This is a genomic window from Desulfonema magnum, from assembly GCF_017377395.1.
In the GTDB taxonomy this organism is placed as follows: Bacteria; Desulfobacterota; Desulfobacteria; order Desulfobacterales; family 4be13; genus Desulfonema_C; species Desulfonema_C magnum.
Map to the genome: position 1 here is coordinate 1,467,261 of NZ_CP061800.1, position 11,610 is coordinate 1,478,870.

Annotated in this window: 7 protein-coding genes and 1 riboswitch; of the genes, 3 read left to right on the forward strand and 4 right to left on the reverse strand. The window is 43.7% G+C overall.

Going from position 1 to position 11,610, the window contains the following annotated elements; translation table 11 throughout:
* Window positions 1–345: 345 nt before the first annotated feature.
* Window positions 346–1,314 carry an ABC transporter substrate-binding protein gene (locus dnm_RS05870; RefSeq protein ID WP_207681764.1) on the reverse strand — a complete coding sequence of 323 codons (969 nt, stop codon included), beginning with the start codon at window positions 1,312–1,314 and terminating at the stop codon, window positions 346–348.
* 33 nt (window positions 1,315–1,347) lie between these two features.
* On the opposite strand from dnm_RS05870, the gene dnm_RS05875 reads away from it, so the two are divergent.
* Window positions 1,348–1,743: a hypothetical protein gene (locus dnm_RS05875; RefSeq protein WP_207681765.1), complete on the forward strand. Its 396-nt coding sequence runs from the start codon at window positions 1,348–1,350 to the stop codon at window positions 1,741–1,743.
* Between the two features lie 486 nt (window positions 1,744–2,229).
* Here the strand turns inward: dnm_RS05875 and dnm_RS05880 are convergent, their stop codons facing one another.
* From dnm_RS05880 to dnm_RS05890, 3 genes are all read right to left on the reverse strand, one after another.
* Window positions 2,230–4,212, reverse strand: a complete 1,983-nt coding sequence (locus dnm_RS05880) for an adenosylcobinamide amidohydrolase (protein ID WP_207681766.1) — start codon at window positions 4,210–4,212, stop codon at window positions 2,230–2,232.
* A gap of 103 nt (window positions 4,213–4,315) precedes the next feature.
* Window positions 4,316–6,364, reverse strand: a complete 2,049-nt coding sequence (locus tag dnm_RS05885) for a glycoside hydrolase family 78 protein (protein ID WP_207681767.1) — start codon at window positions 6,362–6,364, stop codon at window positions 4,316–4,318.
* A 19-nt stretch (window positions 6,365–6,383) separates the two neighbouring features.
* On the reverse strand, window positions 6,384–8,390 hold the full coding sequence (locus tag dnm_RS05890; RefSeq protein WP_207681768.1) for a TonB-dependent receptor plug domain-containing protein: 2,007 nt from the start codon (window positions 8,388–8,390) through the stop codon (window positions 6,384–6,386).
* Window positions 8,391–8,626: 236 nt separating this feature from the next.
* Window positions 8,627–8,811, reverse strand: a riboswitch (cobalamin riboswitch).
* 491 nt (window positions 8,812–9,302) lie between these two features.
* Here dnm_RS05890 and dnm_RS05895 point away from each other — a divergent pair.
* Complete coding sequence (locus dnm_RS05895; RefSeq protein ID WP_207681769.1) at window positions 9,303–10,997, forward strand: VPA1262 family N-terminal domain-containing protein; 1,695 nt, start codon at window positions 9,303–9,305, stop codon at window positions 10,995–10,997.
* Window positions 10,972–11,610: a hypothetical protein gene (locus dnm_RS05900; protein WP_207681770.1), complete on the forward strand. Its 639-nt coding sequence runs from the start codon at window positions 10,972–10,974 to the stop codon at window positions 11,608–11,610. Before dnm_RS05895 ends, dnm_RS05900 begins: the two co-directional genes overlap by 26 nt.

Sequence of the window (11,610 nt, forward strand, 5' to 3'; positions counted from 1 at the left end):
GAGGCGGCATATGCCGCCCTGTGATTTCAAAAGGTTGCGGAACAACTTCTGACTTTGAATTTTGAACTTTTCACTGTTGAGATACTAAGCAATCCACGTTAAATACAATCTGTGATAAGCAAGAATGGATCTGTTTTGAAATTCGGGGAATTTTGAAACAGACGTGCAGACAGATCAGCGCAACTTCCGAATTCCTGCTTATAAACAATCCTTTTAGTTATTACAGTAAGTTATTTTATAATTTCCTATGCAATAAAAAAACCACGAGGGTTTCTTAACAAAAAAATCGTCAGAAAGCCTTCGTGGCTTAAGTTAAAACTGTCTTTAACACACCTGAAAAAAATTTCAACCCCCAAAAGGCTTTTTTTGACAATTTACTGTTTTTTTCTTTATCCCCTTTCCAATGGCCTCGTATTCATCAATAAGTTCAGGATGAATCCGCCGGAACAGCAATTCAAGCCCGTCTGCCAGCCGGGGCGTGGGACGGTCAAACAAATTGGAATCCACAATAAAAATACGCTTATCCCGTATGGCAGGCATGGTTGTCCAACGGCTCCATTCGGCTTTTACCTCCTCAAATATTCCGCCTCTGGCCATAGAGGTGATGATAAAGACCTCCGGTGACAGTGCCAAAACCTGCTCGCGGTTCAACCGGGGATAAAGCGTGGGACCTTCTGAAAGATTTTTTCCTCCGGCAGATGTGATAAGCTCATGAATAAATGTACCGGTTCCCACTGCAACAATGGGGATAATTCCAATTTGAAAAAAAACACGAGGACGGTAAGGGGCTTTTGCAACAAGAGACTTTATCCGAGTGATTCGGGTTTCCATGTCATCAACCACAGCCTTTGCCGCGTCGTCAGCGTTCAGCAGGGTCCCGAGTTCCAAAATGGTTTTCATCACTTCATCCAGATTTCCGGGGTCCACCAAATAAACAGGAACATTTAATACCTCAAGGTTATGAATTATTATCTGAGGATTCCCGTCTCTGACACCAATACAAATATCTGGTTTCAAAGCCAGAATTTTTTCCAGTTGCAACTGGGTGTAAGAGCCTACCCGGGGCAGTTTCTTTGCTTCGGGCGGGAAATCGCTAAACCGGGTCACGCCTTTTAAACGATCCTGCCGTCCGATGGCGAAAATAATTTCCGTGACACTCGGTGCCAGTGACACAATTCGTTGCGGGTCATCCGACAGGGTGATCTCTCGTCCCGCCTGGTCTGTCACTTTTCTGCTGGCAGATTGCGCTTCCGCCGTGCAGAAAAAAAAAGCGGGAATAATAAAAAATATAACGAATAATCTGTAGGTTATCATTATTTCTTACCTAAGTGCTGAATCCCATAAATAATGTCCGGGCGGAATAAACAACAATCTTATGTGATCCGACCCGCCGCCTTAGCCACAAAGACACGAAGACACGAAGAAAACACAAAGAAACTTCGTGAGACTTTGTGCCTTTGTGGCAAATATAAGAATCCTGTTGCCTTTGCCACAAAGACACGAAGACACGAAGAAAACACAAAGAAACTTCGTGAGACTTTGTGCCTTTGTGGCAAATATAAGAATCCTGTTGCCTTTGCCACAAAGACACGAAGACACGAAGAAAACACAAAAAAACTTCGTGAGACTTTGTGCCTTTGTGGCAAATATAAGAATCCTGTTGCCTTTGCCACAAAGAAAACACAAAGAAACTTCGTGAGACTTTGTGCCTTTGTGGCAAATATAAGAATTCTGTTGCCTTAGCCACAAAGACACGAAGACACGAAGAAAACACAAAGAAACTTCGTGAGACTTTGTGACTTTGTGCCTTTGTGGCAAATATAAGAATTCTGTTGCCTTAGCCACAAAGACACGAAGACACGAAGAAAACACAAAGAAACTTCGTGAGACTTTGTGACTTTGTGCCTTTGTGGCAAATATAAGAATTCTGTTGCCTTAGCCACAAAGACACGAAGACACGAAGAAAACACAAAGAAACTTCGTGAGACTTTGTGACTTTGTGCCTTTGTGGCAAATATAAGAATTCTGTTGCCTTAGCCACAAAGACACGAAGACACGAAGAAAACACAAAGAAACTTCGTGAGACTTTGTGCCTTTGCGCCTTTGTGGCAAATATAAGAATCCTGTTTTTAGCCGATGTCCCGGTTTCGAGAGCAGTGGATTCCTGCTTTCGCAGGAATGACAGAAAAAAAATTCCGGTCATCGGGTGAAAGCCTGATAGCTGATCACTTAGTTCGGATTCGCATACATCCCGTTCAGGATCGAATCAAACGCCATTTTCAAAACATCAGGAAGGCTTTCAAGAGATACAGGATTCTGTGTTTTCTCTGGCTGAGGACCGGCAATCTCCTCTCTCACCAGATCACACCAGGCTTTAAAAAAGCTCAGGTCTTCAATCAGCCCTTGCTCATAATGATCACTGATGGCAAAAGCAGCTTCAAGGAAACTGGCATAACGCTGATCAAGAAGGATGGCTTCCAATGCGGCAGCCATCTCGCTTTTGTCAGCGTCGCATTTGCACTCGGTAATCAGACCGGACAGAGATATCTTCCGATCTTTCAGACGCTTAAAAATATCCCGTTTTTTAATCAGTCCGTTTTGCTTGTAAACCGCTTCCTGAACGGCCTCATATACGGCTTTGCCAATCAGCTCTCCCATCTTTGAATGCCCTCCGGCATTTTCAATGGGTGTTCCGGTCCCTTCCACAACAATGATATTATCTGTCCCGGTTCCCGTGGCCTGATTCACCAAAGATGTATAGGTGCTTCTGATATCCATGTCATTCAGGGCCGCTGTTTTTGCCTCGGTCGCGGAAATTATGGCGCGGGTCATGGCTCGCTTTGTCAGCTTCATATTGCTGAGGAGAATCATGTTGATGGTTCCGGGTTCGTAGAAATTCCCGGTGTCTTTTGACATTCTGACCGCGTTGGATTTCACTCCCGCGGTGACCAGCGCGTAAACTTCCATGTCTTTGAAATTCTGTTTTTTTACGGACAGATTGTCCATGTCTGCCCCGGTAAAGAGAAAACTGGTGTTTTTTTCAGTTTTTTGTAATACGTTATATAAGCGTTCTCTGGACGCTTCCAACCCGATTTTATGATAGATCCCCCATACCTGGGGCGGTGAATAACTGTTGCCTACAAATTTTATTCCCTGCCGGTATCCTTCCAGGGTGGAGACCACTGACATGGGCGCATTTAATTCGATAACCAGCGTCTTGTGAATAAAATCAAAAAGATAGTTATGGACTATCTGAATATTTTTAATATAATCCAAATTCGGACGAAGCGGAACAGATTTGGCAACATGATCTTCAATGACCTGATTTTCTTTGTTTTCAAATTCCTCTTCATAGATGAGCGAGGCCAGGCAGGAAACAAAATATCCCGCGCGGGTTGATGCTCTGCATGTCAGTTCACAGGGAAAGTAGAATATCTTACCATTTTTTACCGCGTCAACGTCCTTCCATCCGGGCTGACTGAAGAACACTTTGGCGGTTTCTCTGTCGCCGCCGCATCCATAGATGACCTGCGGATTAAAATTTATCCATTCTTCTTTGGTAATCGTAACAATTTGTCCGTTTTTGTTCAGTTTCGGAGGAATTCCGCCGGCAAGTCTGATATATTCATTCTGAAATGAATCATCCCCCGGGGTCATCACCTGGTCCCTGCCCATGAGCCGGATGACTCTTTTTCTTTCAGATTCAGGTATTTTTTTTATCTTGAGCGCAATGGTTTCAAGATACGTTTTTATCTCACGGACAATCTGGGCGGCTTCCTCTGGCCTCTCAAAAATTTTCCCTAATAAAAGGATATTCTGATAATTATCAGAAACAGATTTTGCACGGAGCGTGATCACCTGACATTTATCTTTAAAGTTTTGTTTTACTTTTTTATGAATGTCGGAAATAAAAATAATATCAGGCTGTATTTTTTCTATCTTTTCCAAGGAAGGGGAAAAGAATCCGCCCACGATTTTTTTCTTTGAAATTTCAGGTGGATAAGTGTCATGATACGTTACGGCTCTGACAGCATCCCCTGCTCCGATTTTGAAAATAATTTCTGTTATTCCCGGGACCAGGGAAACAACGCGTTCCGGTCTTTTTTCAACACGGAACGGGGCTCCCTCAGTATCTTTAAAAGTGATCGGATAAGAAAATACAGCAGTGGTACTCCATAAAGTGAAAATGAGAATTACGAATATTTTTTTCATACGAGTGAATTCACTCCCCCTTTCTTCATATCTCTGGCAGCTAAGTCCCGCCGGGACGGCTGAGGACAGCCCGGCAATTCATTGCCGGGCTATATATTTTCTCTTATTTTCCTGAGTAACGTCTTAAAATAAAACATGCCATCAGAGAGCCAAAGAAAAGCAGTGAGAATACGCCTGCCTTTTGCATAAAATCATGGCTCCCGTCAGTGGTCGCACTGATAAAACAAGTGCCGCCGCTGCTGTCGTCATCGTCATCAGAACCGGTTTCAAAAGCATAAGCTTCTGACCATTCTGATACGAGATTCTGACTGTCGTAGAATGCGACTCTCCAATAATATGTCGTGTTTTTCTCCAACACCGAACTCTCCACCTTCAATGATGTAAGATTGGAATCATCTGTCACGTCCAGAACGGTTGATGAAAAATCCGGGTCCGTGCTGATCTGCCATTGTGTGCTGCTATGGGTATCCCCTTCATCCGGATCAGAAAATGCCTCGGTTTGAAGTTCCGGTGTCAGGGACACTTCCTTTGAATCCTTATCAGGCGAGGAAAGTTCCGGCTTATTCGGTGCCAGATTTTCATCCGGTGCGCTGCCGGTTTCAAAAGCATAGCTGTCTGACCATTCTGATGCCGCATTCTGACCGTCATAAAATGCGGTTCTCCAGTAATATGTCGTGTTTTCCTCTAATACAGCCCCGCCTACCGGAAGTGACGTAAGATTGGACGCGTCTGTCACATCCAGAACGATTGATGAAAAATCCGGGGCCGTGCTGATCTGCCATTGTGTGTTGGTATGGGTGTCCCCGGCATCCGGATCAGAAAATTCCCCGGTTCGGAGCTCGGGTGTCAGAGAGACTTCCTCAGAACTCTCATCCGGCGAAGCAAGTACTGGCTTATTCGGCGGCAGATTTACATGTTCTGTTATAAATACGACTTTTTGCGGATTCAGCTCTGTGGATATTTTTTCATCAACAGAATCATCTGCTGTGTTAATGATAACGAGTTCGCCATCTGTGGCGTTGCAGACCCACAGCATTCCGTTTTTATCAATGTACGCGCCCGTTTCCATACCCGCGAGATTTTTATTGTTAAGATATTCGATAGAAAGGTCTTCCACATTTCCGGTGGAAGGATCAAAGGTATAAAGCGAATTATCTCCCCATCCCGCGTATCCCACAAAATATCCTTTGGTGGGTGAGACAACGGCCATGCCTGCGATGTTCCCATAAGGATGATTATCCTCATCACCGTCATCTATCAGCAGGGAAGTCTCATAAGTCGCAGGATTGATACTGACAATGCCGCCCGAATATACGGCATCCATTAAGTCTCCGGCACATTGCACATAAATGGTATTGTTTTCTTCCAGATATCGGATGGACTGGGGATTTTTCGCGGGAAGCGGTATGCCGTGCATTGTGTCATTCCCGAATCCTGTAGTGATTTCTGTGTCTGTCTCTGTATCAATGACCGCCATCCACGCGTCATTTAAAATCCAGTTGCCGTAGCCGCCGCTTCTGTCCTGACGCTGAAAGGTGATAAAAAGCTTTCCGTCCGCAATGGTGCCGCTGTGCATTTCAGGAACTCCGTCTCCGTCATCGTAAGCACTGAGATCAAGTTCCCCGATTTTAAATTCATCTTCTGTGGTCGCAGAAGGATTAATAATCCATGCGTTGGCTGTACCGTAGCGAAGCACATACGCTTTTTCTTCGCTGACAAAAATCATATCATGGGGGTTTGCGCTTTCCGTATCAGGACTTAGCACGGAAAATTGCCAAATGGCTGTATCCGGAGCATTGATGTCAAATTTTGTTATATGATCCATCTGATATCGTCCGATGCGGTAAAAATGATTTCCATAAGCCGCGATGCTGAGGTCTGATTTTGTGGGAACAAGGTTAATCTGAGCGGCCCGGGGCCCCCCGACCGGATCAACCGTTACCACCGCATGTGCGCCGCTGGTATAGTCTGACGCGGTGGTGACAACAACAGCGGTCTGTGTCACTGCTGACCACGCGGGCTGAACATTCATGAACACAAGACCGAGAATCGCCAACAGCGACAGAACCGCAATCGAAAATTCTTTCCGGAGTGCAAAAATAGAGCGAAGCGGTTTTTTGCATCCACAGAAAATCAATAGCCAATTTTTCATAAAATCTCCTTTCAAAGCTTTAATAATTATATTTTATTGAAACAAAATAAGACCTTCCAGGCAATGGATAGCCATTAAAATCTTCGTAATGATCATCTCCTAAATTTTTTGCCTCAAACGTCAGCAAAAACGATTTAAAAAGCCAGGATATTCCCGCGTTGATCTCTTCTTTATCTTCCGCTTTTAACAGATTTGGCGTATCATAGTAATAGCCGTCTTTTTCCACGATATATTCGGTATGCAGCTTTAACGCTTTATATTTTGCTTCGAGTCTCGTCAAATAAGATTCTTCAAACCGGCCTGGTAATTTTTTCCCGTCAGCGTCTTTTTTTTCACTCTCATTTTCCGTATCCTGCCATGTGGCATTTGCAATCAGCCGGAAGATGTCAAAGAAATCAAGCTTGATTCCCGCCTCAATGCCTTGTATGCAGGAACTTGAAACATTTTCAGATCTGCCATATCCTTGGGTAGTATAAATACGAGTAATCAGATCATCCACATCACTTCTGAAATAAACCAGGTTCAGAGAAAAGCGTTTCAGCCAGTCGTGAGATGTCTTCCGGGTTATTTCAGCGCCCGCATCAAAATTGATTCCTTTTTCAGCTTTTAAATCCTCATTTCCGTAGAAAAAGCCCCGATCCCCGAACAGTTCAAAAAAAGAGGGTTCCCGGACATATTTTGCCACATTGGTTTTGAAAGTGAGCCATTGCATGGGACGATACCTGAGACCAAACTGGGGCATGAAATAAGTCTCATCCCTTGAGGTCTCATCATCTTCTGAGTCATCTTTGAGAAACATGCAACGGATCCCGGGGGTGAGCATCAGCTTGTCCTGAAACAGAAACACGCTGTCCTGAAGTCCGATGGAAAATGTATCTCTGGATTTGTCATCTGTCTTCTCTTTGCCGAGCATATTTTCAGATTCATAGATTTCATGCTGTTCATCCAGCAAGAGACTGACGCTGTTGAATTCCGTGAGCCATTCAAGAAAGAAATTCGCCTCGTAACGGGTGGTGATGTATTTGTTGTGCTGATCCCCTGAAAGCCCGATATAGTTGCCTCTGTCATCATATATCTCCTCCTCACGGAAAAAACTGAACCGGGTGCTTGTGTTCAGATGATGCGAGCCTAAATCATTTGCAGTGAGTTTCAATGTGCTGATATTTCTCTCGGTGTCGAGGGATGTATCTACTTTCTCGCTGTTTCTCCAGTTCGGCAGGCCCTGATTCTTTGAAAACCACTGATAGTGAAAATCGGCCCGGACATGTTTTGTGAAATCATAGCCCAGTTTGCCAAGAATATTTTTCTGATCAAACTCTGCATTGTTTCTGTCTTCCCACCTGTCGTCCAACGGATTCAGTTCTGTGCCGTTGTCATTCAGGAATTCAAAATCATTATCTGCATCAAGATAATCTGCTGAGATCAGATAGTCCCATTTATCAGGTTTATGATTGACAAATGCGCTGAGGCTGCGGGCATTGAATGAGCCGTATCCCCCGCCTGCGCTGGCGTGCAAGCCTTTTTCCGCCCGCAGGGTTTTGATATTGATCACGCCGCCCACGGAGGATTTGCCAAAATTGACAGGAGTTATACCCCGATAAATTTCAAGAGACGCAATATCTGAAAGGGAAATATTTGACAGATTTACTCCTCCGCCGGAAGCCTCATTAAGCGGAACCCCGTCCATATAAATGACCACCTGCTCACTGGAAGAGCCGCGTAAAGATACGGTGGAAAAACTGCCCAGCCCGCCGGACTGATGGATTTGAACACCAGCTTCTTTTTCAATGATTTCAGACAGGTCTTCCATTTTTCCCTCAAATTCTTCTCTCTTAATGACAGAGGAAAACCCGGAGATTTGTTCTGTATCCACATCACCGGTCTGGAAATCAGCATCTGCTTTTTCAGCGGTCACGACCACTGCATCCAAAGTTACGGGTTTGCCGTCAGTCTGAGCAAAACCGTTGGCCGTATTTGCGAAAATAAAAGCAATGATCAGAAATAAAATTATATTTTGTTGTTTCATATTTTTTATTGTGAGTGTGTTATCTGCTGTGTCATCTGCCGTATCATCTACATGGATTAGTGATAAGCAAGGATTGAGAGTATCTGAAAAAATCCTTGCTTATCACTAATCCATGTAGATAGCAAAGCAGATGCCAAAACAGATGCCCAAAAAAAAATCCCGAATCGAAATAAATTCGATTCGGGATGCCCCTTTTTTATCCTCGAAATCTCAGTGTCTGTCAACGTTCCGCGAAGATCAGACGTTTTTTTCAGGCAGGTCTTCTGACTCTCAGATCATCCTATTTGCCGCACCTTCCCATCCGAATAATTGAATAGTGGCATTCTGCGGCGTTCGTCCCTGATAACAGCGGCGGGTCCGTTCCCGATTTTAACGGGATTCCCTATTAAGCTATGATAGCGCCTTGAATGTTTTAAACATACTTCTTGTTGAGGGGTGTGTCAACAAGAAATAAAAAAAATTATGACTATAATGCCTTTTGGAAAGGTCATTAATCCTGACTTAAAAAAACAGACCTGTTCATAATCGGTTTGCAAAAAAACATTTTTCATTGTAATGTGAGTGTAATTCAAGACCGTAAATAAAATTTTTTATAAAACTATAACACTCTGTAAATGTTAGGAGTTATTCAGTTGACTAAAAAAGCATAAACAAAATTTGCCAAATAAGCTCTCACAGCATCCTTACTATAGTAAAAGTTTTGACTTCGAATCAATTTGTATCCGGTATTTTAAACTGAAAACTTCAAGCCTTAAAAAAGCATGTATGGTAAGCCGATATAATTTATTCGAACTTTGCCGGCCTCTGTGCAAAAGGTGTTGGATACACCTGAAGTTACAGCGAGGCCGTCACACAATTTATCAATGTAATACACTGAATCAAATAAGCTATCATGGCGAAAGGAATTTGAAAATGCCTATTTCAAAAGTGAACATGGTCGTTGATCCCCAAAAAAACATGGAGAGGGATTATGATCAAGCTCTCATTCATTTGGCATGGAACTGGGACAAATCTGTAAGCGAGGGATTCCTTATTTTTGGCATGGTCGAATTGTTCCCCAAAGGTATTGCACTACCATCGGAGACTGCTCCCATCTACGAAAATTTGGGCAATTACTCAATAGGTTTGCAACGATTTCAGGTTTCCGCAGATGAGGCAATCAAATGGTATAAGGATTGTCGTCAAGGGCTAGCTTTGGAATTAAAGTGTAATAACCCGAGAAAATACAAACTAGCCTCACTGTCCGAGGAGCCTGCATGGCCCAACCTGACGACTGTCATTGAATCAGATTTGCAAACTGTTCCATTTTTGGCTGACTGGCATTGCTGCCCGAGATTGCATCATCTCATCCCGATTCAAGACGAATTTACCAATTCTTTGTGGAATCCTAAACAAAAAGATAAGGCGTTGAAATGGTTGTCTGACCATCTTTTTTTTAATTTCAAAGACTACCCCGAATTGCTCGGTTCAATACATCTGATCGCTCCGAATCCGATTTTTCGTGATGTTGACATAAAGGGAATACCAAGTCAGAATAAGGAGAACTTTGAATCAGCACTTCTTAATTTTTACCTTTGGCCAAGCCAAACGGTTAAGAATTTGAAACTCACTGTTCGGGATATCCGTCCCACAGGGGCAGTGAACATCAGAACATTTGACCTGTCCTCCCCTAAATTAAAGATTGATTTTGGTCATGAAATATACAAGATGGATATCTCCGTAACTTGTCCGCACCGAGGCGTACTTTTTTGGGACAAACCCATGACCTTCATCAGATCAATCAGATCAAACATAAGCATTCGGGGTGCCACGAGGAAAATAATTCTTGAAGACGAAAACAAAGGATCCTCTGCCGAATATGAAACAGATTTGATACATCCTGTCGGTTCAAGCACCATCGGATCAAATCAGCCGCTTCCTCCAGCGCTTAAAGTCATAATAGCGTCTCAGAAGATGAGACAACGCCGTTCGGAAGCAACGCGTTTGGACCAGCACTTATTCAGAGATCAGACAAATGAAGCTGAAGGTTTTGTCAAGGGAATTATCAGACCTGCCAAAAAACGAGTGCTTATTGTTGATCCTTATTTCACAACGCTTCACGAGCTGATCCGATTCGGACTGGCTCCTCATGATCCGTCTGTTTTGGTTCAGATTCTGACTTCGGCCAAGGGTTTCAAACTACTTGCCCATGAGCAGCATATCCAGGATTCATCTTCAGAAAACCAAAACCGTTATTTTAAAAGGCTTCTCAATTTATTAAGATTATCAAAGGACAAGTTTGGCCCCAAAGAATTCGCAAAGATTTTTGATCAATTCTGTCGGGAGTTTTCAGGGCAAACTCGGGCAGAGACAAATAAGATAGCAATCAAAGTGATGACCGGAAAAAAACCAGATGCACACGACAGGTTTCTCGCTGTGGACAATCAGGTCTGGTTAATCGGCAGCTCTTTAAACAAGCTTGGCCGCAGACTGACCGCTGCTATCAGATTTCCTGATCCGGGTCCGGTCCGCAACACACTTGAAACACTATGGAAGGAATCCGAGGAACTGCAAAAATGGATTGAGGGCGGAGAGCGGGCAGATGGCGAAACGAAGCAAATGGATTAAGGACATCAGCGATCTGAGCAGGGCAAAAACAGGGCAGGGCGCAACAATTGCCTGGCCGTCGCCAGATGGCTGTTTGCCAACTTTTCCCGAATTAAACGATCTGGAAAAGCATTCGTCTTATGAGGCAAATGAGCAACTTGTTCCATTCCTTGAAGCGATCAGAAAAGCAGAAAGTCGTCTGTGGATCATTGACAAAAATTTTCTTCAGAAGAAAAAGCCGAGCGGACAGAATGGGATTGATACGATTTGTGAAGCCGTCGCAGTTTCAAATGTCGAAGACATAAAAATAATTGCCATGCCGGGCGGTTCCAAGAGAGCAACAGCCGAAGATGAAGTGAAAAGATTAAAAAATGCCCGCAAAGACCATAAGGCAGTGGCGGAAAGTCTTCCAATAGCGATTTGTACAAATTTGGTGAATAAACGGATGTCCTCCCTTATCCATGACCGCTTCGCCATTGTGGACAATGTGCTGTGGCATTTCGGATCAGATGTTGGCGGACGTGATGCGGCTTTGAACGCGGTAAGCCTGGGGTGGAATGCGGGGGATACAAATGCCGGAGATTTCTTTACGAAATTATGGATTAGATTAGGTTGTGAACCTATCAGGAGATGA

Bases quoted from the DNA above. Each gene is read 5' to 3' on its own strand.
- dnm_RS05870 (WP_207681764.1), bottom strand. From the start codon at position 1,314: ATGATAACCTACAGATTATTCGTTATATTTTTTATTATTCCCGCTTTT.
- dnm_RS05875 (WP_207681765.1), top strand. From the start codon at position 1,348: ATGTCCGGGCGGAATAAACAACAATCTTATGTGATCCGACCCGCCGCC.
- dnm_RS05880 (WP_207681766.1), bottom strand. From the start codon at position 4,212: ATGAAAAAAATATTCGTAATTCTCATTTTCACTTTATGGAGTACCACT.
- dnm_RS05885 (WP_207681767.1), bottom strand. From the start codon at position 6,364: ATGAAAAATTGGCTATTGATTTTCTGTGGATGCAAAAAACCGCTTCGC.
- dnm_RS05890 (WP_207681768.1), bottom strand. From the start codon at position 8,390: ATGAAACAACAAAATATAATTTTATTTCTGATCATTGCTTTTATTTTC.
- dnm_RS05895 (WP_207681769.1), top strand. From the start codon at position 9,303: ATGCCTATTTCAAAAGTGAACATGGTCGTTGATCCCCAAAAAAACATG.
- dnm_RS05900 (WP_207681770.1), top strand. From the start codon at position 10,972: ATGGCGAAACGAAGCAAATGGATTAAGGACATCAGCGATCTGAGCAGG.